Annotated in this window: 21 protein-coding genes; 14 read left to right on the top strand and 7 right to left on the bottom strand. The window is 52.0% G+C overall.

What is annotated here, in order from left to right:
- Window positions 1-254 precede the first annotated feature (254 nt).
- Window positions 255-389, bottom strand: a complete 135-nt coding sequence (locus ACO0LI_RS07255; RefSeq protein ID WP_255431525.1) for a hypothetical protein — start codon at window positions 387-389, stop codon at window positions 255-257.
- A 218-nt stretch (window positions 390-607) separates the two neighbouring features.
- On the opposite strand from ACO0LI_RS07255, the gene ACO0LI_RS07250 reads away from it, so the two are divergent.
- The 9 genes from ACO0LI_RS07250 (at window position 608) to ACO0LI_RS07210 (ending at window position 12,817) form a co-directional block, all read left to right on the top strand.
- Window positions 608-1,477 (top strand): ABC transporter ATP-binding protein, encoded by an 870-nt coding sequence (locus ACO0LI_RS07250; protein WP_422954392.1) that lies wholly within the window; start codon window positions 608-610, stop codon window positions 1,475-1,477.
- Window positions 1,474-3,081: a hypothetical protein gene (locus tag ACO0LI_RS07245; RefSeq protein WP_423031941.1), complete on the top strand. Its 1,608-nt coding sequence runs from the start codon at window positions 1,474-1,476 to the stop codon at window positions 3,079-3,081. Before ACO0LI_RS07250 ends, ACO0LI_RS07245 begins: the two co-directional genes overlap by 4 nt.
- 311 nt (window positions 3,082-3,392) lie before the next feature.
- Complete coding sequence (locus ACO0LI_RS07240) at window positions 3,393-5,237, top strand: M48 family metallopeptidase (RefSeq protein ID WP_423031940.1); 1,845 nt, start codon at window positions 3,393-3,395, stop codon at window positions 5,235-5,237.
- Window positions 5,238-5,428: 191 nt separating this feature from the next.
- Window positions 5,429-6,697, top strand: coding sequence for an efflux RND transporter periplasmic adaptor subunit (locus tag ACO0LI_RS07235; protein WP_423031938.1), 1,269 nt, complete (start codon window positions 5,429-5,431; stop codon window positions 6,695-6,697).
- A 53-nt stretch (window positions 6,698-6,750) separates the two neighbouring features.
- Window positions 6,751-7,506, top strand: a complete 756-nt coding sequence (locus ACO0LI_RS07230) for an ABC transporter ATP-binding protein (protein ID WP_422954387.1) — start codon at window positions 6,751-6,753, stop codon at window positions 7,504-7,506.
- Between the two features lie 11 nt (window positions 7,507-7,517).
- Complete coding sequence (locus ACO0LI_RS07225) at window positions 7,518-8,819, top strand: ABC transporter permease (RefSeq protein ID WP_422954386.1); 1,302 nt, start codon at window positions 7,518-7,520, stop codon at window positions 8,817-8,819.
- 7 nt (window positions 8,820-8,826) lie between these two features.
- Window positions 8,827-10,074, top strand: coding sequence for an ABC transporter permease (locus ACO0LI_RS07220; protein WP_423031936.1), 1,248 nt, complete (start codon window positions 8,827-8,829; stop codon window positions 10,072-10,074).
- 41 nt (window positions 10,075-10,115) lie between these two features.
- Window positions 10,116-11,450, top strand: coding sequence for a sigma-54-dependent transcriptional regulator (locus ACO0LI_RS07215; RefSeq protein WP_423031934.1), 1,335 nt, complete (start codon window positions 10,116-10,118; stop codon window positions 11,448-11,450).
- Window positions 11,447-12,817 carry a sensor histidine kinase gene (locus ACO0LI_RS07210; protein ID WP_423031932.1) on the top strand — a complete coding sequence of 457 codons (1,371 nt, stop codon included), beginning with the start codon at window positions 11,447-11,449 and terminating at the stop codon, window positions 12,815-12,817. The genes ACO0LI_RS07215 and ACO0LI_RS07210 overlap by 4 nt, the downstream gene beginning before the upstream one ends.
- Before the next feature lie 5 nt (window positions 12,818-12,822).
- Here ACO0LI_RS07210 and ACO0LI_RS07205 read toward each other — a convergent pair whose 3' ends face one another.
- Window positions 12,823-14,085 (bottom strand): ATP-binding protein, encoded by a 1,263-nt coding sequence (locus tag ACO0LI_RS07205; protein WP_423031930.1) that lies wholly within the window; start codon window positions 14,083-14,085, stop codon window positions 12,823-12,825.
- 18 nt (window positions 14,086-14,103) lie between these two features.
- Window positions 14,104-14,793, bottom strand: coding sequence for a response regulator (locus tag ACO0LI_RS07200; RefSeq protein ID WP_423031928.1), 690 nt, complete (start codon window positions 14,791-14,793; stop codon window positions 14,104-14,106).
- 202 nt (window positions 14,794-14,995) lie between these two features.
- On the opposite strand from ACO0LI_RS07200, the gene ACO0LI_RS07195 reads away from it, so the two are divergent.
- Both ACO0LI_RS07195 and ACO0LI_RS07190 read left to right on the top strand, forming a co-directional pair.
- A complete protein-coding gene (locus ACO0LI_RS07195; RefSeq protein WP_423031926.1) occupies window positions 14,996-15,889 on the top strand; it encodes an intradiol ring-cleavage dioxygenase in 894 nt (297 codons plus the stop codon).
- A 289-nt stretch (window positions 15,890-16,178) separates the two neighbouring features.
- Window positions 16,179-17,984 carry an ABC-F family ATP-binding cassette domain-containing protein gene (locus ACO0LI_RS07190; protein WP_423031924.1) on the top strand — a complete coding sequence of 602 codons (1,806 nt, stop codon included), beginning with the start codon at window positions 16,179-16,181 and terminating at the stop codon, window positions 17,982-17,984.
- A 73-nt stretch (window positions 17,985-18,057) separates the two neighbouring features.
- Here the strand turns inward: ACO0LI_RS07190 and ACO0LI_RS07185 are convergent, their stop codons facing one another.
- From ACO0LI_RS07185 to ACO0LI_RS07175, 3 genes are read right to left on the bottom strand one after another with little or no spacing between them, the layout of a single operon-like run.
- On the bottom strand, window positions 18,058-18,321 hold the full coding sequence (locus ACO0LI_RS07185) for a hypothetical protein (protein WP_423031922.1): 264 nt from the start codon (window positions 18,319-18,321) through the stop codon (window positions 18,058-18,060).
- Between the two features lie 58 nt (window positions 18,322-18,379).
- Window positions 18,380-19,876 (bottom strand): ATP-binding protein, encoded by a 1,497-nt coding sequence (locus tag ACO0LI_RS07180; protein WP_423031920.1) that lies wholly within the window; start codon window positions 19,874-19,876, stop codon window positions 18,380-18,382.
- Between the two features lie 58 nt (window positions 19,877-19,934).
- Entirely contained in the window at window positions 19,935-20,576 is a 642-nt protein-coding gene (locus ACO0LI_RS07175; protein WP_423031918.1) for a response regulator, read from the bottom strand.
- Window positions 20,577-21,022: 446 nt separating this feature from the next.
- Between ACO0LI_RS07175 and ACO0LI_RS07170 the strand changes: the two genes are divergently transcribed.
- The 3 genes from ACO0LI_RS07170 to ACO0LI_RS07160 all read left to right on the top strand — a co-directional run bounded on the left by ACO0LI_RS07170 (window position 21,023) and on the right by ACO0LI_RS07160 (window position 24,162).
- Window positions 21,023-21,694: an energy transducer TonB gene (locus ACO0LI_RS07170; RefSeq protein ID WP_423031916.1), complete on the top strand. Its 672-nt coding sequence runs from the start codon at window positions 21,023-21,025 to the stop codon at window positions 21,692-21,694.
- Between the two features lie 461 nt (window positions 21,695-22,155).
- Window positions 22,156-22,452 carry a hypothetical protein gene (locus ACO0LI_RS07165; protein WP_423031914.1) on the top strand — a complete coding sequence of 99 codons (297 nt, stop codon included), beginning with the start codon at window positions 22,156-22,158 and terminating at the stop codon, window positions 22,450-22,452.
- Window positions 22,453-22,536: 84 nt separating this feature from the next.
- Window positions 22,537-24,162 (top strand): alkaline phosphatase D family protein, encoded by a 1,626-nt coding sequence (locus ACO0LI_RS07160; RefSeq protein WP_423031912.1) that lies wholly within the window; start codon window positions 22,537-22,539, stop codon window positions 24,160-24,162.
- 82 nt (window positions 24,163-24,244) lie between these two features.
- On the opposite strand, the gene ACO0LI_RS07155 is transcribed toward ACO0LI_RS07160, so the two are convergent.
- Window positions 24,245-25,084 carry a hypothetical protein gene (locus tag ACO0LI_RS07155; protein ID WP_422954372.1) on the bottom strand — a complete coding sequence of 280 codons (840 nt, stop codon included), beginning with the start codon at window positions 25,082-25,084 and terminating at the stop codon, window positions 24,245-24,247.
- Between the last annotated feature and the right edge of the window lie 58 nt (window positions 25,085-25,142).

Below are 25,142 nucleotides of genomic sequence, written 5' to 3'. Positions count from 1 at the left end.
CATCGGTTTGCTGGGGCATGCGCCGGATCAGGCGACGTTTGATGCACTGCTGGCGCAATCGGGTACCGATGTGGTGACGCTGATCGGGCAGTTTATTAATTCGCCTGAGTATCTGGCGCGGTTTATGCCGGTTTGATTTGTTGATCTGTGTCGTTGATATGCGGAGTTTCTCTTAAAAGGAACTCCGTACATAGTCTATCTTTGCTACATCCATTCTCACCAGGCTGAAATATCCAGCCTGGTGCAGATCAAAACTATGCGCCTGTGCGCTGTGTCCATGGAATTGCCGTTCCAGCTTCCTTCTTGGCTTGCTTGGCGGCTTTCTTTTCTTTAGGCGTACTGGCCGCCTGCTTCTTGGTTTCTTTATTACTTTGCTGAACTTTACTCATGATTTACTCCTGGGAACACCAAGGCCTTGGTGACAAGTCAGTATAGGCTTGTATTGCCTCATCAACCGTTTTCCAGAAAATATAGTCCGCAAGGATTACATATCATTTAAAAGCCATTTCATACCGCGATTTACGCAATCTGTCTCAATGCCAGGGCAAAGCAAACAGCTTTTCTCTACAGTTAGCCCATGCAAATAAAATAATGATGGGGGAGCGAGATGCTGGAAATCAGGAATGTCACAAAAACCTTTGGTAAAAAACTGACCGCAGTCCATGATTTGTCACTCAATCTCGGTCACGGTGTGATCGGCCTGATAGGACACAATGGCGCGGGCAAGACCACGCTCATGCAAATGATCGCGACCCTGACACGCCCCAGCAGCGGCAGCATACTTTTCCAGGGTCAGGACATTGTCAAGAAACCGCAAGCCATACGCCAGCGTCTGGGATTCCTGCCGCAGGACTTTGGTATCTATCCCAATCTGACAGCGCTGGAATTCATGCAGTATTTTGCCGCCCTCAAGGGTGTGCGAGATCCAGCCAGGATCAGGCATTTGCTGGAAGTGGTGAATTTGCATGAACAGGCCAAACGTCAGGCTTCAAGCTTCTCTGGCGGCATGCGGCGGCGTCTGGGTATTGCCCAGGCCTTGCTGAATGATCCAGACATCCTCATCGTTGATGAACCAACCGCCGGGCTGGACCCGGAAGAACGCCTGCGCTTCCGCCATTTATTGAGTGAACTGGGTTTCAAGAAACTGGTGATCATGTCCACCCATATCGTCTCTGACGTAGAAAGCATTGCCAGCCAACTGGCCATCATGCGGCAGGGCAAACTGATCGCCCATGCAACGCCGGATGACATCCTGGCACAGGCGCATGGACAAATCTGGACTGCCGACATTGCCAGCCATGAATATGAGACCTTGCGTAATAAAGTGCATGTATTGCAAAGCCAAAAACAGGGCGATCAAATGAGCTTGCGCATTGCCCATCCACACCAGCCATGTGCAGGCGCACGCCATGCTACGCCCAGCCTGGAAGAAGCCTTGATGGCACAACGCTATGCGGTACAGGAGCTGGCAGCATGAGCCCTTCCCTGCCAAATACACTGAACACACTGACCATTCTGCTACAGAGTGAAGCCCGTCTGCGCCTGCGGCGTCTGGGCAGCGTGGTCGCGATACTGGCAGTCATCGCTCTGGCCTGGGTCATGATTCCTGATCCGCAATCGGGTACGTCCCTGATGGTCATAAAAAGTACCCGCGTACTCTACACCAGCTCCACCCTGGCTTTTGGCAGTGCGACTCTGGCCAGCCTGTTATTTGGCCTGGCTGGTTTTTATCTGGTACGAGGCCGTATTGCAGAAGACATGCGCAGCGGCTGTGGTGCCGTCATCGCCGCTACTCCTGTCAGCAATGGCATCTTTTTGCTGGGACGCTGGCTGGGCGGTGTGGCTTACCTGCTTGTGCTAAGCACTGCCTTTATGGGTGCCATGCTGGTCTGTCATCTGGTACGGGGTGAAGGCCCGTTAGAACTGCTCATCTATCTGCAAACCTATCTGGCCCTGCTGTTGCCCATGATATTTTTTGTTTGCAGTTGCGCCATCCTGTTTGACAGTTTTTCACCCTTGATGGGCAAGCTCGGCGATGTGATTTTCTTTTTTGTCTGGGTCGCACAAATCGCCCTGCTGGATAAAGCAGATAGCGGTATTGCCGGTGAAATCAATCCTTACATGTATATCGATTTCATAGGTGCAGCCACATCGATGGCACATCTGAAGTTATATGTCAGTACCAGACATATCTCTTTGGGCACTGCCAGTTTTGATGCAAAACTCATCCCCATACTTTTACCCGCCTTCATGTGGTCCGGAAAATTAATGGCCCTGCGTTGCGCCACAGCGATGCTGGCCTTGCTGCCACTACTACCAGCGATCGTCTTGTTCCACAGGTTTTCACCAGACCGGGTAAAAGTCAGCCAGGCCCGCAAGCGCCGTTCTCCCCTTAATTATTTAAATCAAATACTGCGCCCTTTCGCTGGCTTGTGCCAACCGCTATTTCGCCTCGCGCGAGCCTTGCCAGGTCTGGCCGGGCAAATATGTGCGGACCTTGCCCTGACAGTGGCGACCACGCCTGTCGCTGGCCTGGCCTTATTGATCATCCCCTTGTTATCCATGTTCTTGCCAAGCGCAGTTTTGCCAGGTTTATTGACGATCACCGTCGCCATCTGGGGCATACTCATCAGTGATCTGAGCAGCCGTGACCATCAGGCTGTTACCGGTGAAATGACAGGCGCCGTATCAGGCGGTATTGCCCAGCGTTATTTGCGGCAGTTTGCAGCTAGTACACTGCTGGGCTTGATGTTGATGGGTGTCATCGGTTTGCGTTGGCTTATGCATGAATCAATGCATGAGCCAACACATGAGCCAATGCGGGCACTGGCCTTAGTGAGTGGCATTTTCAGTATGAGTGCGGTGGCCTGTTTGCTGGGGCGCCTGTCAAAGACACCGCGCACTTTTTTGTCCTTGTTTCTGTTTGGCATCTATGTTGCGGTGAATGCAAAAAAAGCCCCGATTATGGATGCATTCGGTTTCAATGGTGTGGCAAACAATTTCTCGATCAGTTGGCAACTGATGCTGGGCGTAATCGCACTGAGCTGCGGCTATCTGTATAACCGCCGCGCAGCAGCATAACGGTACCTGTGTATAAAACGGTGTATAAGTTGTAGATAGGCTGTAGATAAGTAGTAGATAAGCTGTGGACAAGCCACGGATGTTTTATTTCTTTTCAGCAAAGCACAAATTGTATTAATTGTAAGCAGACTTTAGTTTCATTGTTTTAGCAAATTGATGTCTCTATACTTTTTATACTTTTGTTGATCTGACGACGATGTTTTCAGGTCTGCCGGAATCCTGTCTGCTGAGCTTTTTTTGCCTGGTTAATATGTGGCCTGTTCATCAGCATCGTTCCCTCCGCATGTTCATGAACAGGATAAATTACGCCTATGTCTACCGGATTGTCTCTCAAAAAAGATTTGGCAAAAATACTGCTGTATTCTCTGCTGTCGCTATTCCTGATACCTGCGTTTACTTACTGGTTTTCTCAACATGTGGAAAACAAACAGGATGAAAAATTCCTCAGTTTTGTATCGCAGCAAATTGATACAGACAGCAAGCTGACTTCTGAAGAAAAATTCCAGCAACAAGAATTTTTTCGTCAATACCCGCCGTCTAAAATTTGTGACAGCAATATAGCCGAAGCCGCCAGTTACAGGGAGCGTGTATGCGCACGCTATTCAGATAACTGGCAATTCATCATGGCCAAAAAAGTCTCGGCCTGGACCATGGCCGGTGGTGTAGTCTTGCTGATCAGTGTGCTCTTGCTCGGTGCTTTTGCCTTTCTCAATGAAAAAGCCCAGTACCTGAGTTTTGTCACAGGCTGGCGTGTGCTGACCTTGAGTTGCACTGCCGGAACAATTGCGCAGGGCGCAATGCTGATGTGGTTGTCATTCTGGGTCACGGCGTATTTCATGAACCGCTATTCCGTCAAGCTGATAGCCGTCGCCGTCATCTTTGTCGCAATTGCGGTTTTCTATGTCATCGTCAGCATCTTTAAACGTGTTAATAACAATCACCAGATCCAGGGTGAGCTGATTTCTGAACAGGCAGCGCCGGGTTTGTGGCAACGCGTACGTGAACTGGCGGCACGTTTGAAAACAGCAGCGCCAGATAATATCGTCGCAGGTATAGATGCCAATTTCTTTGTCACTGAATCCCCCTTGAATGTCAGCGGCAGGAGCTTGCGCGGGCGTAGCCTGTTCATCAGCATCCCACTGTTGCGCCTGCTGAGCCAGTCAGAAGCGGATGCCGTGCTGGCACATGAACTGGCGCACTTCCGTGGCGGTGATACGGCAAACAGCGCTGCGCTTGGGCCCAAGCTGGCACAATATGATCAATATTGTTATGAGATGCGTAGCGCCCATGTGCCTACCGTGTTTTATCTCATGTGTTTGTATCGCATGATTTTTGAAATTGCCTCTGCCCGCAATAGCCGTGACCGTGAATTTTTGGCAGACCGCATCGCCGCGAAGGTGATTGCACCTGCTGCAGTCACTTATTCACTAATCAAAATTGCGGCTTATGCCAATTACAGGAACGAAATCGAAAACCAGCTGTTTTCACGCAACGAAAGACATGGTGCCAGTGTAGGGATAGCACAATTTGTGGCGTCCGGCCTGCATCCATATGCGCGCTCGTCCGCCTTCATTGACACCATGAAACATGCGAGCGTGCCGCACCCTTACGACAGCCACCCCAAGATGACGGAGCGCATGAAAAACGTTGGCCATGTGATAGCCGAAGCTGATTACGGTGCCATCGTCACCAGCATACCGGCGCAAACCTGGGCAGCCGATATACAGGTTGCCGACGAAATTGAAGCGCGTTTGTGGACCAGCTATGAAGAAGATTTTTCACAGGCGCATGAACACAGTCTGGCCTACCGCTATGAACCAGCCAATGAAGAAGAACAGGCGCTGGTGTTGCGCTACTTCCCACCGGTGGAATTTTCCCTGAACGAAGGCAAAGCCATACAAGTGACCTATGCAGGCTGGATTTTGCCCGATGAAACCGAGCCGCTGGCCTGGGACAGGGTAGATACCTATGAATACGAAGATGGCATGCTGTCAGATACCCTGACCATCAAGCACCCTGAAAAAGGCATGCTGGGTGCCAAATCGACCAAGGTAAAACTCGCCGGTATCAAGAAAGTGCGCGAAGAATTCAAGAACGTCTCTGGCCATTACTGGCACAGGCATCAGGTCATGCGGCATCAACAGGCCTTGCAATAAATCTGTTGTTCTGATTACCCCAGCAAGAATCCCGTCCAGGCGGGATTTTTTTATTGTGTACGCTTAGCTGTACGGACAAGGCTGCGGACAGTGTGGACAATCAGGCCTCAATAAAATACCCATATAAATCAATGACTTAAAACTGGCACGCTTTCTGCTAAACAGTATGCAAACTGTTTAATGGAAACATCATGATAAGAGACACTTCAGGCCAGGATACGGTGTTGGCCGCCAATAAGGGACAAAAACGCAAGCGCATTATCATTGCTGGCGTCGCCACGCTGGTGGGCGTCACTGGCCTGGTATTGCTGATGTCGGCCTGGCGCAGCAGCAGCCAGTCTGTCAGCGCATCACGCTTGCGCATTGCCACCGTCAGCCACGGCACCCTGGTCAGGGATGCGGCAGTCAATGGTCGTATCGTTGCCGCCATCAGCCCGACCTTGTACTCCAGCGCCGGTGGCACGGTGACGCTGAAAGCCAATGCGGGCGACACCGTCAAGAAAGGTGATATCGTCGCTGAGATAGAGTCCCCTGATCTCAACGACCAGCTCAAACGCGAACAATCAAATACCGAGCAACTGGAAGCAGAAGTCGCGCGCCAGCAAATCCTCGCGAAGAAACAAAAACTGATCGCCAGACGTGATGCCGACCAGGCCGAGATAGACCGTGTGGCAGCCCAGCGCGCCTTCCAGCGTATAGAAGCTGCGGGCGTTGTTGGCGTGGTTGCCAAGAATGATTTCCTGAAAGCCCAGGATGCCATGCATTCCACAGAAATCCGTTCCAAGCATGCAGCCCAGGCTGCAGACCTGGAAAACGAAGATGTGACGCTGGAATTAAAAACCAAGATGAGCCAGTTGCAGCGCCAGCGCCTCTCCCTGGACTTTGCCAAACGCCGTGTCGATGAATTGAAACTGCGTGCACCTGTCGATGGCATCATCGGCAGCCTGGCGATTTCCAACCGCAGCGTAGTGGCCGCCAATACAGCTTTGATGACACTGGTTGATCTGTCGCAGCTTGAAGTCGAAGTCGAAATCCCGGAATCGTATATGACAGACCTTGGCCTGGGCATGAAGGCAGAAATCATGATCAACAATAACAAGGTCATGGGCACCCTGACCGCCATCTCGCCAGAGGTGGTAAAGAACCAGATACTTGCCAGAGTGCGTTTCAGCGACAAACAGCCTGAAGGTATGCGTCAAAGCCAGCGCGTCTCAGCCCGTTTGCTGATGGAAGAAAAAGCAAATGTCATGATCTTGCCACGCGGCCCCTTTGTCGAAGCAGACGGCGGACGTTTTGCCTATGTCGTCGAAAACGGTGTTGCCCAGCGCCGCCCCATCAAAATGGGTGCTACCAGTATCTCTGCAGTAGAAATTCTCAGTGGCTTGAAAGACGGCGACAAAGTCGTGATATCCGGTACCGATACATTTGAAAGCGCGAACAGCGTTTCGATTAATAACTGATTAACAACTGATCAATAACTAATATCAACAATTAATTTAAGAAGGAATATCCCATGTTACGCATGAAAAACCTCAGCAAAGTTTACCGTACGCATCTGATCGAAACGCATGCACTGCGCGGCTTTGACATACATGTCAAGGAGGGTGAATTCGTCACCGTGACCGGGCCATCCGGTTCTGGCAAAACCACCTTTCTGAATATTGCCGGTTTGCTGGAAGAATTCAATGACGGCGATTATCTGCTCGATGGCATCAACGTCAACGGCATGAATGACAATGCCCGTACCCGTTTGCGTAATGAAAAACTGGGTTTCATTTTCCAGGGTTTCAACCTGATCCCTGACCTGAACCTGTTCGACAATGTCGATGTACCTTTGCGCTATCGCGGCTTCAATACGGCTGAACGCAAGGAACGCATAGAGGATGCACTGGCACAGGTTGGCCTGGCTTCACGCATGAAGCATTATCCGGCTGAATTGTCTGGTGGTCAGCAACAGCGTGTGGCGATTGCCCGCGCCCTGGCTGGTTCACCAAAACTGCTGCTGGCCGATGAACCTACCGGTAACCTCGATACCCAGATGGCACGCAGCGTCATGGAATTGCTGGAAGAAATCAATGCCAAGGGCACGACCATCCTGATGGTAACGCATGACCCTGAACTGGCCGTACGGGCCCAGCGCAATGTGCATATTATTGATGGACAGGTCAGTGATCTGGTGCGCAAGCTGCCATCACTTTACGATGCCAAAGCTGAAACCAAGACCGATAGCGGTTCAGCCAATGAAGTCGATAGTTCGGCAGTCGCCTGAGGAGCCGCATGATGTTTCGTTATTATTTTTTACTCGGCATACGCAGCCTGCGCCGTAATCCGGCCCTGACTGCCCTGATGGTGCTGACCCTGGCAGTTGGCGTTGCCGCCAGTATCTCCACCCTGACGATCTTGCATGTGATGTCGGGTGACCCGATACCACACAAGAGCAATCGCCTGTTCACACCCTGGATGGACAATGGTCCATTAAAAGGCTACACGCCGGACGACAAGCCGAATGATACCCAGATGAGTTACCGGGATGTCATGAATCATCTTCCGGCAAAAATTGGAGAGAGACGTACGGCCATGTATGGCATATTGATGGCCATAGAACCAGCACGCAAAGACTTGCCTGCGATAGAGCCGGAAGGTGCCGCCGTCACCAAGGATTTTTTCGCGATGTTTGACACGCCGTTTTTACATGGCCAGGGATGGACTGAGAACGACGATGCAAAAGCCGCCGACGTTGTCGTACTCGGAAAAAAAATGGCAGACAAGCTGTACGGCAATACCAATCCTGTTGGTCAGTACCTGACCATGATAGGACATCAGTTCCAGATCGTCGGCGTACTCGACACCTGGGAACCAAGCCCGCGCTTTTACCGCAATGCCACCTTTGGCGTGCAGGAAGATTTCTTCATCCCCCTGGCCAGCGCCATCCGGCATGAAATTACCCATGCAGGCGGTATGGGCTGCACTGGCGATACAGCGCCTGGCTGGCAAGGGCGACTGGATTCTGAATGTACATGGCTGAGCTTTTGGTTTGAATTAAAGTCAGAAAGCCAACGCCCTGAACTGCAAAGCTACCTCGACAATTATGCATCCGAGCAGCGCAAGCTTGGGCGTTACATGCGCCAGGCGAAAAACAAACTGTTCAATGTCATGGAGTGGCTGGAAGAATCCAAGGTAGTGGGCAACGATAACAAACTGTCTGCCTGGCTGGCATTTGGCTTCCTGTTGCTGTGTCTGGTGAATACCGTGGGTCTGTTACTGGCGAAATTTTCTGTGCGGGCATCGGAAGTCGGCGTACGGCGTGCACTGGGCGCATCCCGCAAAGAGATATTCAATCAATTTCTCATTGAGAGCAGTGTCATCGGTCTGGCTGGTGGTGTTGCGGGATTGTTGCTGGCATTTGGTGCACTTGCCCTGATCGCCAACCAATCCAAACAACTGACTGTCGTGGCGCATATGGACTGGCAAATGCTGAGCATTACTTTTGTGATGTCAGTCACCGCTGCCATATTGGCGGGCTTGTTCCCGACCTGGCGTGCATGCCAGGTGACGCCTGCCATACAACTCAAATCACAATGAGGCTATCATGAAACTCAATCTCGAAATTCGCCCCATTTTATCTGCGCTACTGCGCAGCAAGACCGGTGCCATCCTGGTGGCCCTGCAGGTTGCCATCAGCCTGGCAATTTTAACCAACGCTGTCTATATTGTTAAACTACGTATGGAAGTGGTAGCACGCCCGAGCGGTGTCGCAGAAGAAAACGATCTGTTTTCCATCAATATCAGCAACCGCAAAGTCGCTGATCATACTGAACAGATCGCCACGCAAAAGCAAGAAGAAGCAACCATACGCGGGGTCTCTGGCGTGCAGGGCGTGACAAGAGTCAGCCAGACACCATTGTCCTGGTCTGGCAGTGCCATGGGAGTTTCGCTGGACAGGAAACAGGCTGCCACCAGCGCCAATGTATCGAGGTATATCGTCTCGGAATCCGTGATGAAACTCTGGGGCCTGAAGCTGGCCGATGGGCGAGACTTCAATCAGGGTGAATTTCGCGAAATTGATACCAGTACCAGCAAAGAATTTCCGAATGTCGTCATCATTACCAAGGCGCTTGCAGACAAACTTTTCCCTGGTCAGGCCAGTGTCGTTGGTAAAACCATTTATTTTGGTACAGGTGACGATGCGGAGGAGACCAGGATCATCGGTGTGCTTGACCGTTTGCAAACCCATGCTGCCCAGATTGGCGAAAAAGGTGAAATCTCGGTTGTCTTGCCGATACGCATGTCAAATGACCCCTACTCCAAGTATTCGGTACGCGCCGAACCAGGCCAGCGTGAACGTGTCATGAAGGATGTTGAGATGGCACTGAGAAAAGCATCTGCTACACCTATCATCATCAATTTGCGCAGCTTTCAGGAAGACAGGTCGAGGCGCTACCGCGCTGACAATGGCCTGGCGTGGATGCTGATTGCAGTCTGTGTGCTGCTCTTGCTGGTGACTGCCAGCGGCATCGTCGGCATTTCCAGCCTGTGGGTCACGCAACGCCGCAAGCATATCGGTGTGCGTCGTGCACTGGGTGCGCGCAAGATAGACGTGTTGCGTTACTTCGTCACAGAAAATTTCATGATCACCACTTTTGGTATCGCCTGCGGCCTTGCCCTGGCCATAGGCCTCAACCAGTTATTGGTCAGCAAGCTGGAGCTGACCAAATTGCCTGCAGCTTATTTGCTGGGAGGCAGTGTAATTTTCTGGATACTTGGTATCATCGCGGTGGTGGGACCAGCGGCACGTGCTGCGTCGATTTCACCAGCCACTGCTACCCGCAGTACCTGAAGTACTAAAACCCCTGAGTTTTGAAAACACAAACACTGACAATGCCTACCGTATTAATTATTGATGACAATGCCACCGTCGCAGTTGCACTGGAAGTGCTGTTTTCCCTGCATGATATTGATGCGGTCTGCGCCACATCGCCAGAACAGGGCCTGGCAATGCTGGAACATCAGGCTGTCGATCTGGTGATACAGGACATGAACTTCACCGCCGATACCACCTCTGGTGATGAAGGCCGTGCCCTGTTCACTGAAATACGCAAGCGCTACCCTGACCTACCTGTGATCTTGCTGACAGCCTGGACACATCTGGATGCGGCAGTAGAACTGATCAGGTCAGGTGCTGCCGATTACCTCGGCAAACCCTGGAATGACCAGAAACTATTGACCACCGTCAGGAACCTGATAGAACTGGGGCAAAGCAACCGCGCCCTGCAACAAAGGCTGCAACGCGAACGCAAGCAAAAGCGTGAACTCGAGCAAAAATTCAATCTCTGCAATCTGGTCTGGAATGATGCTGCGACCGAACGGGTATTGGGCATGGCTTGCCAGGTCGCCCGCGCCGACGTGCCGGTACTGATCACCGGGCCAAATGGTGCAGGCAAGGAAAGGATCGCTGAAATCATACAGGCCAATTCCAGCGTCAAGGATGGCCCTTTTGTCGTGCTCAATTGCGGTGCCCTGCCGGCAGAACTCATAGAAGCAGAACTGTTCGGTGCCGAAGCGGGTGCTTATACCGGGGCCAGCAAGGCGCGCGAAGGTAAATTTGAAGCAGCCGATGGCGGCACCCTGTTCCTCGATGAAATTGGTAACCTGCCACTCGCCGGGCAAATGAAATTATTGCGGGTGCTGGAAACCGGGCGCTTTGAAAGACTGGGCTCGAACAAGGAAAGACAGGTAAAGGTACGTGTCTTGAGCGCCACCAACGCTGATTTGCCAGCCATGATCAAGGCGGGCAGCTTTCGCCAGGATTTGCTATACCGTCTGAACGTCATCGAATTGCATTTACCCACGCTGGCAGAACGCACTGGCGACATCTTGCCGCTGGCAGAATACTTCCTCAACAATGGCAAGACCCTGCATCCCAGCACGGCATCAGCACTGGTGCAATATGCCTGGCCGGGCAATGTACGGGAACTTAAAAATGTCATGCAGCGCGCCTGCCTGCTGGCCGCCAAAACTGAAATCATGCCGACTGACCTTGGCCTGCCCTTGGCAAATAGCTGGGTCAATGAGCAAGAGCCCGACAAGGAGGCGATAGAACGCTCCCTGCAAAAAGCTCACGGCGTGGTAGCGCAAGCTGCCGCCGAACTGGGACTGAGCCGCCAGGCTTTGTACCGGCGTATGGACAGGCTGGGCATCAGCCGTAGCGCATGACAGACCAGAAAGCTCCATCAGCAAGCGGCAGCGTTCCCGGCCAGCGCCCGCTGTTTTCCATGCTCACGCGTTTGAGTCTGTTGATGGCTGCCATATTATTGCTGGCAGTTGCTGTCAGCATGCTCATGCTGCATTTACTGCCAGACCAGCTCTGGCTGGCTACCGGCCTCAGTCTATTGATTGTCTTGCCAACAGGCTTGGTTCTGTTGCGCAGCCAGTTGCAAGCCATGATACGTTTGTTCCACACCCTGGCTGGCACGGTCATCAGTTATCAGGACAATGATTTTTCCATCGGTGTGCACTGGCCCTTGCAAGACGAGTTGGGTGAACTGGTAGATGCCCATAATGCACTGGGCGATGTCTTGCGCAAGCAAAGATTGAATCTGGTACAGCGTGAATTGCTGCTTGATAGCATGGTGCAGAACACGCCGGTAGCGATGATGCTTGTGGCTGACCATGGCCCCATCGTCTTCGCCAATATCGCGGCCAGGCAATTGCTGAACCAGGGGCGCAAGCTAGAAGGTTTCAGTTTCAATGAGGTGATGACACAAGTCTCGGCCTCATTGCGGGAAGCCATACTGCGCGGTGGCGATGGCTTGTTCACAGTAGCTGCCAAAGATGCCGAAGAAGAGGAAGAGGTGTATCACCTGGCGCGCCGCCACTTCAGCCTGAATGGCCGTCATCATGAATTATTTTTGCTGCGCCACCTGACGGTGGAATTGCGCCGCCAGGAAGTGCAGACCTGGAAAAAAGTCATACGTGTGATCAGTCATGAACTCAATAACTCGCTGGCACCGATAGCCTCGCTGGCGAATTCTGCTGCGGTGCTGGTAGGCCGTGGCCAGACCGAGCGCCTACCCGGTATTTTGCTCACGATAGAAGAACGCACCCGCCATCTGGAAAGTTTTATCGATGGTTATGCACGCTTCGCCAAACTGCCGACACCGAGGCTGGAGAGTACGCACTGGGATAGCTTTATCGCTGGTCTGAAGTCACAAGTCATCTTCACCGTGACTGACAGCTTGCCTGAAGAAGCTGTCAACCTCGACAGGGCACAAATGGAACATGCGTTGCTGAACCTGTTAAAAAATGCCCATGAGTCTGGCTCACGGGAAGATGAAGTATTTCTAAACATACGCAACTTGCAAGGCATCATACGCATAGAAGTCATGGACAGGGGCAGCGGCATGACAGATACGGTGATGTCGAATGCCCTGATCCCCTTTTACTCCACCAAACGTAGTGGCACAGGCCTGGGCCTGGCACTGGTGCGTGAAATCATAGAAGCACATGGCGGCAGGATCAGCCTGCAAAACCGTGAAGGCGGCGGCCTGAACGTCAGCCTGTTCCTGCCTGTATCACTCTAAGCAAATTAAGCAAATGCCATTGGCAAAACCATCAACATGCACAGCCCGGCGGCACGGCGATTGCTGGCCGTGATGCTGCCACCATGCGCCTGTATCACGCGCTGGGTAATCGCCAGCCCCAGGCCATAACCTTCGCTACTTTGTTCTGCCAGCACACTACGGTAGAAAGGCTGGAAGATGCTCTGCAATTCGGCTTCCGGCACGCCTTCACCTTCATCCAGGATGGACACATGTAAATGTGTACCCAGTATTTCTGCGTGTAGAGTCACGGCAGTATCGGGACGGGTATGTCGTATCGCATTGCGTAAGACATTTTCCATCGCCCGGTGCAGCAATTCATAGCGCCCCAGCACGCACACCTTGCTGATGGCATCGGCAGAATATTCTGTCTTGAACGCCTTGCCTGCGGTCTTCGCTTCAAAGTGGGCATTGTCAGTCAGGTCAGCGAATAATTCATCCATGTGTATCAGGTCTTGCCCTGCATGGGCACCCGCTTCGAGACGCGACAGTGTCAGGATTTCACCGACCAGTTTATCCATGCGCACGGCTTCCCTGTCCATGCGCACCATGTATTCTTCTGCCTTGTCTGGCTGTTGTCGTGCCAGACCTATCGCTGCCTGCAAACGTGCCAGCGGTGAGCGCAATTCATGCGACACATCATGCAAAAGGCGACGCTGGTTTTGCAGGGAACCTGTCAACTGCTCGGCCATGCGGTCAAAGTCACGCCCCAGCTCTGTCAATTCGTCCTTGCGCTTACCCATGCTGTCTCCTATGCGCGCCTGTAGTTTGCCGCCTGCCAGCTCATGAAAAGCCTCGCTGAGCCTGCGTATGGGCTTGGACATATACCAGGCCATCAGGGCCGCAAACAGCAGGCTGGCAAACAAGGCAACTACCATGGGAATAAAGGCACGCGAATCGCCACCATCATGCGGTGGCTTGCGCATACCCATAGGCACCGGCCCAGGCTCACCAGGCGGACCACCGGGTCTGGCTGCATTACGGAAATCCGGACCGGGACCATGTTTGAATTCAGAACCAGGGCCGGAGCCGGGGCCAGGACCAGAGCCGGGGCCAGGACCGCGCCTTTCTTCATGCTGGGGTTTGTCGGGCTGCACAGCGATTGCCGCAGCCCTGGCCATGTCTTCATTGCTGCGCTTGATCCAGAATGTGATACTGATACCGGCGATGGCCGTCAATTGCGCCAGCCAGATGAAGAAAAAGAATTTCCAGAACAAGCGACCGAGTTTCAGCATACTGAGTTTAGGCATCATTACTCGCTTATTCACTTAATCGCGCGTCAGCATATAACCCTGGCGATATACCGTCTGTATGACAGTACGGCCATCGGCAAAGGCGCTGATCTTTTGTCGTATGCTGCTCAGATGAACATCGATATTCCTGTCGAACCTGGCCAGTGGGCGGCCCAGGCCCTGCTCGGACAATTCATTCTTGCTGACAGTTTGTCCGGCATTTCTTGCTAATAACTCCAGCAGGGTGAATTCAGTACTGGTCAGGTCAAGCATTTTATTATTCCATTCTGCGCGGCGCTGGCCTGGCCATATCTGCAAGGCACCAACGACCAGACATAGCCGGTCATGGTCGGCATTCATGCCACTCTCGGTACGGCGCAGGATGGCCCTGAGCCTGGCCAGCAATTCGCGTGGGGTACATGGCTTGGGCACATAATCATCGGCCCCCAGTTCAAGACCGATGATGCGATCGACATCATCACCACGCGCGGTCAGCATCAGCACTGGCATGCGGCTGTGCTCGCGTATGCGGCGCAGGGCTTCGATGCCATTCATGCGCGGCATCATGACATCCAGCACGGCAATCGCATGCTGCCCAGATAGCGCCTCTGCCACGGCTTGTTCGCCATCATGTACGGTAGTAATGGCAAAACCCTCACGCTCAAGATATTCCTTGAGCATGCCTACCAGTTCGACGTCATCGTCTGCGAGCAATACCTTGGTCATAAAGTGTGGGGATATGAATTCTATGTACTGATGATAGCAAAGCCATTCATATACGCGTGCAAATTTACCTGCTTTTACAGTCAGGCAATTTCCAGGACACAAAATCCTTACCTAACTTTACCTTTGCTTTACTGCACTTAACAAGTCATCAAGACACAATGCAGCAACACCAATGTAATACCCACAGCGAGGAAAACACATCATGGAAAAACATGGCAACCAACTGGAAACCGATCTTCACACCCTGATGCAGGCAGCCGCATCACGCAGGCAGATGCTGCGCTGGATATCGGCGGGTGGCGCTGCGACCTTGCTGGGTTGTGGCGGCGGCAGCGACGCCTCCACCTCAACGGCGACATCATCAACGACAGGTACCACCACGGGTAGCACAAGCACCGCAGGTACAACTACAGGCACAAGCACGGGAACAACAGGTAGCACGACTTCTTCCTGCAGCATCATACCTGAAGAGACAGCCGGGCCTTATCCTGGTGACGGCAGTAACAGCAATGGTGTCAGTATTGCCAATGCGCTGGCGCTGTCTGGCATAGTACGCAGTGATATACGTTCCAGTATTGCCGGTGCCAGCGGTGTTGCAGCAGGTGTGCCCCTGACCATCAAATTGCAATTGGTGAATACCAAAACCAGTTGCGCCTCTCTGGCGGGTTATGCCATCTATCTGTGGCATTGTGACAGGGATGGCAATTATTCCATGTATTCATCCGGCATCACCGCTGAAAACTATCTGCGCGGCGTGCAGGAGACAGACAGCAATGGCAGTGTCAGTTTCACCACGATCTTCCCTGGTTGCTATTCAGGACGCATTCCTCACGTGCATTTCGAGGTTTATCCCAGCGTGAGCAAGATCAGCAGTGCCAATAACAAGGTCAAGACTTCGCAATTCACCTTCCCCATGGCCACGCTGAACGAAGCCTACCAGGCCACAGGCTACACCACCAGCGTGCGTAACCTGTCGCAGATCACATATGCAACAGACAATGTTTTCAGCGATGGTACCAGCCTGCAAATGGTCAGCGTGACTGGCAATGCCACACAGGGTTATGTCGTGACCCTGACCGTGGGCATATCCGTATAAAACTTACAATGCCGGGGACAGAACCAGCTTGTTTTGCTCCCGGTATTTGCATAGAATCGGATTTTATTTGTACTCTTTTCAAGAAAGGAGGAAATATGGAAGTTCTAAAGTATGCCATCAGCGGCATACGCAACTTTGGTACCTTTGCCAGCTCTTGTCCTGAATCCATCGCGCAGCGATAAAAGGCGAGAGCACATATATCCCATCACCCTCCGGGCCAGTTCTCGGCTCATTATCGTTAGCGCTCCTGTTGACGTGGATGTTTGCATCCCAAAACAAAGACAAGAGCATGACTACCTTATTATCTGCACAAGCATTACAACTCGACACCAACCACGGTGTTTTATTTCAAAACCTTAACTTCACCCTGCAAGTCGGTCAACGCATAGGCTTGATAGGTCACAACGGCAGTGGCAAATCGACCTTACTCTCCCTGCTGGCAGGACAAGGCCACGCCAATCGCGGCAGCATACAGATGGCACGCCTGTGTCGCCTGCAATATGTAGAGCAACATCTGCCACCTGCGCTGCATGCGCTGAGCCTGTACGATGCGATGCTGGATGCGATCAATGACCAGCCAGAATTGCACTGGCGTGTCGATAGTCTCTTGCAAGAACTTGGCATAGACGCAGCGACTGCTGAAGTTGCAGTGCAATCCCTGTCCGGTGGACAGCATACCCGTCTGCTGTTGGGCCGTGCCTTATTGCGCGACCCCAATCTCTTGCTGCTGGACGAACCCAGTAACCACCTCGACTTGCCATCGCTGTTATGGCTGGAAGAATTTTTGCTGAACTGGAAAGGCGCATTTGTGCTGGTGTCACATGACCAGCGCCTGCTGAACCGTGTGACGCGACAAAGCTGGATCTTGCGTGACCGGCAAATCACCAGCTTTGACCAGCCCTGCTCTGACGCCCTGCACTCCCTGGCTTTGGCGGATGAAGCCGCACAGGCCAGACGTGATGCAGAGCAATCTGAAATTGACAGGCTGGCAGCCAGTAGCAAGCGTCTGGCCATCTGGGGCAGTGTGTATGACAATGAAAAACTGGCACGCAAAGCCAAGACCATGCAAAAACGGGCAGACCGGCTGAAGGAAGAACAAACCACAGTCACCGAAGGTCAGCCCTGGACTTTGCAATTGCATGGCAAGGCATCGCCTGCCAATCACTTACTGCAACTTGATAGTCTGACAGTCAGGGCAGCGCCTGGTTTGCCAGCGCTGTTCAAACTGGAGCAATTCGGTATAAGGCCAGGTGACAAGATTGCCTTGCTGGGCGCGAATGGCACAGGCAAGTCTTCGCTGCTCAGGCAGTGCTGGCAAGCGATACAGGCAGGCCAGGAGTCAGTCCAAAAATCAGACCAGAAACCAGACCAAAAGTCAGGACAGGACAGCGAACACATCAGCTGGCATGCGACAGCGCAGATCGGTTATTACGACCAGTCTTTGCAACAACTGAACAGCGATGCCAGCCTGCCGGATGCGCTGTATCCCTTTGTCGCTGGCTCTGATACTGCCAGGACAGAACTGGCACGCAAGCAGGCACTGATCTCGGCAGGATTTCCTTATCACCGGCATCAACAAAAAGTGGCATCGCTGAGTGGTGGTGAACGGGCACGTCTGTTGTTTTTGGCACTCTCGCTGGCCAGCTACCATTTGCTGTTTCTCGATGAACCAACCAACCATCTGGACATGCAGGGCAAGCAGGAATTGACAGAAGCACTGGCAGGATTTGCCGGTGGCTTTTTGCTGGTATCGCATGACCGCGATTTGATAGAGCAAAGTTGCCAGGAATTCTGGGTAATACAGGATGGTCGCCTGGAAAGGTGGCTGGATGCAGAAAGTGCCTATGAATGCCTGCGGCAAAAACAGCCTGTCTCTGAAACGGGGCGGGCGATGTTGGCTGCACCTGAGATAGCGAATAACAAAGTGGGTGAGACAGTGCTCAGTGATACAGAGCTGGCTTTGCAAAGGCTATGTGAACTGGAAGAATTATTGCAGGCTGATCTGGCACGCAAACCCAGACACCAAAAGCCGCAACAACAGGCAAGCTGGCATCAGGAAATGGCAGATTTAAATCAGTTTCTTGGTCTGAATTAATTCGCCTGACCAGCAGTAAGTCATTCCCGGCGGAGCGCAACATCAGGCAAGCAAGATGTTGTGCTCCGCTTTTTTAACTATCGGGCAAGCCCTGGTCACACCACATGCATGCCTCGCGCTGACTATCCGTACGCATGCTGCATGCCGGGCATGCAACCAGGTTTTCTTTTTGTGTTGAAGCGTTTGAAAATACCCTGAAAAATATCCATACAGCCAGGGCAGCAAATCCCACAAAGAAAACCAGATATGCCGCAGCAGAAGCAGATATCCAGTCCTGCTGTACCGCCATAGCAATCAATAGAAACAACACGATGCTGACAACTGATATTCTGAACAAGAATTTCATCCTGCGTATCCCTTATATATTTCCTTATCCCTCATCCCCTAGTCCAGGTTCATGCGAGCGGAAAGCGTATGAGCAATTGCGTCCCGGCTGCGGCAGAGGACTGCAATTCAATCTCACCATTAAAAGCCACCACACGCTCGCGCATACCCGTGATACCTATGCCAGCAGAGCTGTGGTGTATATCAAAACCCACGCCATTGTCGCTGACCTCTATCTGCAAACTCTTTTGCTCTTCCAGCATGGTCAGGGCCACTTCCACTTGCGTCGCCCCGGCATGCTTCATGACGTTGGACAAGGCTTCTTGTATGATGCGATAAACTGAAATTGCCAGCCCGCTATCCAATCCCGAAAAATCCCCGTCGCTATCAAAATGAAACTGGCAGCCAGGCACATTGCTGTTGTAATGCCTGAGCATGTCTTCGACCGCACCTTGCAAGCCCAGCATATCCAATACTTCAGGCCGCAGGCGACGCACCAGGTTGCGACCGTTAGCGTATAAATCCAGCGTCAGTTTGGTGATGGCTCTGGCGCGTTCCTGAATTTCTTCACTGGCACCACCAGCGGCCATCTGCGCAGCAAGGTGCTGTATGCGCTGAGCTTCCAGCCTCGCTGCAATCAACGAGGCATTCAGTTCATCATGTATTTCTATGGCGATACTCTTGCGTTCATCTTCTACTATGCTGTGCACCTTTTGTATGAGCTTGCGTTTCTCTGCATTGGCCTTTAACGCTTCATTGCGCGACTCCATCAAATCACGCGTTCTTTCCTGCACTTTGTTTTCCAGATCCTGCTTGGCCTGTTGCAGGCTGATGGACATGGCATTGATGGAAATCTGCAAGTCCCCTATTTCGCCACCCGTAGTCACTTCCAGCGTACTCGAATAATCACCTTCACGTATCTCACGCAGGGTTTCTATGGATTTTTGCAAGGGCCGTGTCAGGCTCAATGCAAGATAGACTGCCAGCACCGCGCTGACAAACAAAGCCAGCCCGCTCATCGCCAGTTCAAACATGAAGCGCTGGCTATGTTTGGCCAGCATGCGCGTCGCCGACATCGTGACCCTGATATAGCCCAGTATGTCTGCGTCCTTGCTTTCGGTGCTGGCCGTCGTCAGCGGCAGGACGCCTGATTTTGAAGTCCGGGATTCTTTCAGCAAATTTACCCATACCAGTTGACGTCTGACCGGTACTTCTACCGAATGTTCCGCTTGCTGAACTTTTTCTGTAGAAATAATGTGCAAGATGTCCTTCTTGTTTGTATCAAGCACATCTATTCTGGCAATGCTGCGGTCTGACAACATGACATCCGTCATGGTGCTTTTCAGGCCGGGCAGGTTCTTGGTCAGCAGGTTGTATTCCACGCTCTCGGCCAGTGCTGTGGAGATCACATACGCACGCTCCAGCAATTCTGCCTTGCCCTCTTGCAGGCGCGACTGATAGGAATACCAGACTACCGAGCAAAACATGTAGATCACTGGCACGAAGATGATAAGAAACAGGCGCGAGCGCAAATCCCAGTTGCGCCAGAGCAGCGCGGCAAAATTCATTGCGGCACTGCCTTGATCAAGGCGGATACTAATGCGTGTAACTTTGTCTGCAACAGCATCACGGTGCAATCAATCCATGTTTCACCGCCAGCTTGGTGATGTAGGCAGGACGGTGTACACCCAGTTTTTCCTTGATGGCCTGGCTGACATTGCTGATTGTTTTCAATGACAGGTCCAGCCGCTCGGCGATCTCGGCATTGGTCAGCCCTTCTGCCATGAGTTTGAAGATTTCAAGGTCACGCTCATTCAATAATGATTGCGGTGATTCATCACCACGCACCGACAGATTCGCCAGACGCTCTGCGATCTGCGGCAGGAAATACAATTCCCCCTGATGGGCGCGCTGCACAGCGGTTGCCAGATCAGCCGGGTCACAGTCCTTGGTCACAAAAGCCTTGGCACCGAGGCGATAAGCCTCCTTGATCAGCGCATCCTGATCAAACTGACTCAGGAAGATAATCTTTGCATCGGCAAATTGCGCAAGGATATCGCGCGCCGCATCCAGGCCAGTCAGGTCGGCACCAAAGCGTATGTCCAGTATCACAACATCCGGTTTCAAAGCGGCATATTGCTCAAACGCTTCTTGCGGCGTCCTGGCCTGCCCCAGCACGCTAATCCCCAGACTACCCAGCGACATGGCAAAACCCGTCATCACGATGGGATGATCATCAGCCAGCAATACCCGTATGCCATTTTGCATAATTACAACACCTTATAAATTAGCAGAGTTATTTACTCATCAAACGCAATAGTAATGCTTTTTACTAGCAATTGCATTAGCAGCAGCGCATAAAGTATGCGCCATAGTGTCAAAGGCGATTATTAACTTGGTTTTTCAATCCCGGCTGCAGCGGTAACCAGAGCAGCAAGCAGAAATGAAGCGGATATATTTTTCCGTTCAAGCGATATTGAAATGATTAAATTAATAACAAATACATTGTCTGAGAATCTGCAAACCACAAAATAAATAAAATAAATGCTTTTCAAGTGACATTTTTATTGCTATCTTAAAGCACATGGATTGCACATTAATGCTATTTTCAACTACTTCCACAGTTAAGAAACGGCAAAAACAGTTGCATCTCCAAGCCAGCCCCGGCATGTGCTTGCACCACGCCGGGCCAGATCCCAAACCTGGAGAACAAAATGGAATTTACACAAAACCAGCAACATCCCTTCAAGCGCATGTCACGTTTGGGTGTAGTCGCCGTGCTGCATGTGGCCTTGTTGGCTGCTTTGCTTAACAGCATGAAGATCAAAGTCAGCCCGCCAGTTTTTTTTGAACCCAAGTCTATTCACGAACCTGAAAAACCCAAATCTGTAGAACCCGATTATTTTCCACCTACACGAGACACTTTACCGCCTCCCATCAATCCACCGGTCCTTCCTCCGACAGATGTAATCGGCGATCCGCCGCCCATTACCCCTCCTGTAGACCGTGGTGGCAAAACAGATGAAGGCAATACAGGAAAAGTCATTGAAGGCACAGGCGTGTCGGGTAGCGGTACCGGGACAGGCACTCAAGTAGTAAAGAACCCGGTCCATGTTGCAGCCGTCGTCGATATGAGCCGTTGTGAAAAGCCCGCCTATCCAGCAAGGTCGATACGTATTGGAGAGACAGGGACAGTGACACTAGCCATGCTGATAGGTACAGATGGGCGCGTGCTTGAAACCAAAACAGAGGGTAGCAGTGGCTCACGCGATCTTGACAAAGCAGCCAGCCAGGCTCTGTCACTGTGTCGCTTCACACCCGGCACCATCGATGGGGTAGCACAGCAAAGCTGGACCAAGGTGCAATATGTCTGGAAGATAGATTAATCAGGAAGGGAAACAACAAGGCATGCCTTCCCCGATGTCTTTCCCACTTTGCCGCTTCCCGTTTTTCTGCCTGCCTGTCGTGCGGTACCTGCGACAGGTAAGGCAGTTTTTTTAAATAGAACTTACGCAAAACCGTCCCAAACTTGCAGCCAGCCGTACTTCCCAATTTGTCATACCCGCGCAGGCGGGTATCCATGCCTGATCGGCCCCATCGGTCTACGGTTGATCAACGATGGATTCCCGCTAAAAGCATGCGGGAATGACGGTTTGGGGTACTCTGTATTTATTGCGTTCATTGTGCTCATTGTGATCTGTACATGGCCGAAGCAAAAATCGTCCAGGCCAATTTTGCGTAAGTCCTATTAAATATGAACTGACACCTTACGAATGACGAACAAGCCATGCACCGCAAATACAGCCACTCCAGCTATCTTCGCGTCCTCTGCTTTTTTGTCAGCATGATGCTGGCTTCTTACGCAACGGCTACTTTGCCTCCCGCGATCAATAGCGATAAGGACTTACCTGTACTCATGGTCAATATTCAGGATCATGCGGCCAACTCAACTGCGGCAAGTGCCCCTGCGTTTACGCCCTATCACGGCGCAATCGAACGCTCACCCTATCTGGGCTGGATTATCCTGATATGCGCCTGGCTGCTGCCAGCAGGCATGCTGGTCGTAACGCTTGCCACCGTGTTTGACTTTCGCAAACGCAGACGGGACGATGAATTATTTACTGCGGCTACGGCAGCACATTAAGTGAAGTCTGCATCTGCATTGACATGTCTTGGTCATACTGGCACTTTAGAATAAGGCCATCTAAAGTCTCCGTAAGGAAAAGCCATGTCCAAGGATCGCAAGCCAAACAAGAGTGAACTGGAACGCCGCCAGTTCCTGTGCAATGCCAGCGCCAGCGCTGCTGCCATCATCGCAGCAACCGGCCTGCCAAAACTAGTACGCGCACAAACTGCGCCGGCACTCATCACGTCAGACAAGCTGCGTCCGCAATTGCCCTGTGGCGTCATGAGCGGCGACATCACACGCGACAAAGCCATCATCTGGAGCCGCACCGACAGGCCCGCGCGCATACTGCTGGAATACGCGAATAACGAAGCATTCAAAAATGCTTCCAGCCTCAATGGCCCAGTGGCATTGCCCAGCACAGATTACACAGCACGCATAGACTTGAGTGGCTTGCCCGCAGGCCAGCGCACTTATTACCGCGTGCGTTTCCAGGACCTGCAAAACCCGTCTGCTATCAGCGAAGCATTACAGGGCAGTTTGCTGCTGCCAGGCGGCAAAGAGCGCGACATCACTTTTGCATTTTCTGGTGATGAAGCGGGCCAGGGCTGGGGCATTAACGAAGCTTTTGGCGGTTACCGTATTTATGAAAGCATGCGCCGCTTCCAGCCTGATTTTTTCATTCACTCAGGCGACCAGATTTATGCAGACGGACCTATACAGGCGCAAGTCAAACTGGATGATGGCAGCCTCTGGAATAACATCACCACACCCGCCAAATCCAAAGTCGCAGAAACCCTGGACGATTATCGTGGCAATTTTGCCTATAACTTCCTGGACGCCAATAAGCGCCGCTTTGCTGCCGAAGTACCCTTCCTGGTGCAATGGGATGACCATGAGGTACGCAATAACTGGTACCCAGGCCAGCAAATCGGCGAAGCAGAAAGACGTTACCAGCAGCGTGATTTGAATACCCTGGCAACCAATGCACGCAGGGCCATGTTTGAATATAATCCCTACCGCATAGACCAGCATGATCCTGACCGCATCTACCGCATGTTCAGTTACGGCCCCTTGCTGGAAGTGTTCATGCTCGATGAGCGTAGCTACCGTGGCAAGAATTCACCGAATCTGCAAACGACACTGAATGAGGATGCCGCCTTCCTCGGCAAGCCGCAACTGCAATGGCTGAAGCAGGCATTGCTGCGTTCACGCGCTACCTGGAAAGTCATCGCCAGCGACATGCCCATCTCCATTGTCGTACCAGACCTGAACCCTGATGTACCCAAAGGCACTTATGAAGCCTGGGCCAATGGCGACAACGGCAAACCACTGGGACGTGAACTCGAAATTGCCGAGGTACTCAAATTCATCAAGCAGCACAATATCAAGAACGTGGTCTGGGTCACTGCCGATGTCCACTATGCAGCGGCGACTTATTACACGCCGGAGAAAGCCAAATTTACCGACTTCAAACCCTTCTGGGAATTTGTCGGCGGCCCCTTGAATGCGGGTACCTTTGGCCCGAATGAAGTCGATCAAACCTTTGGACCCGACGTGAAATACGTCAGCGTGCCACAGGGAATGAAACAAAACCGCTCACCGGCAGAATTGCTGCAATTCTTTGGTATTGCGAAAATTGATGCCAAGACCAAGGCAATGACCGTGTCCATCCACGACATCGATGGCAAGAGCCTGTATAAAGTCGATATCAATCCAGAAGCCTGACAGGCTTTCAGTTACCGATGTATTTCAAAAAGCAAAAAGCCTGGTGAACACCAGGCTTTTTTACTATTGAACTGCCACAAGATTATTTATACACAGTGACCGGCTCAGTATTTTGCACAGGCACAACAGGTTGACCATTTTGCACACGGCCATACTGGCCACGGTTGGCACCGCGAGGTGCGCCGAACTGTACCAGCAATTCATCATAGGCGGCGTCAGCCAGGCTGCGGGAAGTCTCTTGCATGACCTTACCACGGCTGAAGACTACACGGTCACCAGCACGGCTGATTATCTTGGTATCGACACCAGAACCGCTGGCGCTGAAAGCTGCCTTGACTTCATAAGTCTTGGTATTGATGAGGCTAAAGTCAGCAACCAGGTCCAGCGACAGGCTGGCTGTCATAGAGTTACCGTATTGCAGCTGGTTACTCTCCTGGCGGAACTGGATATTGCTGACAGTACCAAACAAGACATAATCAGCGCCCGGGTACATGCCCTGCTTGATACGGCCTATGATGTCATAGATTTTTTCCATGGGCTTGCCAACATAAGGGCGAGCCTGAACCAGAGAAACACCACCACCCTTGATCAGGGCACCTTTGAGGTCAGCAGTGTAAGTCTTCAATTCACCACGATCGATGTAGGTATAGAAACCTTCGGCTTCGTAGTAATTGCTTTCGCTCTTGGCGTTTACATTGCCACGCTGGGAATAGCTGTGATCGGTTTCACGTTCACTATAGCTGCCCTTGACACTGCTCTTACTGGAAGCAGAAACCACACGGAAATATTCACTGACTTTTTCTTCATAGGTCAGGTCAGTCACCGCAATTTTTGGGATGGTCATTCTTTGTTCAGCGGCAACGGCAGAAAATGCCGCTACAGAGCAGAACAGGCCTGCCATCAGTTTTTTCAGATTCAACATCGTATTGCCTCTTTGAATGAATAGCGCTTCAGAATTGCGCTTCAGAGTAAAGCCTGAG

Source organism: Undibacterium sp. Tian12W (genome assembly GCF_049339405.1).
GTDB lineage: Bacteria > Pseudomonadota > Gammaproteobacteria > Burkholderiales > Burkholderiaceae_D > Undibacterium.
This window is presented reverse-complemented; position numbering and strand designations above follow the sequence as displayed.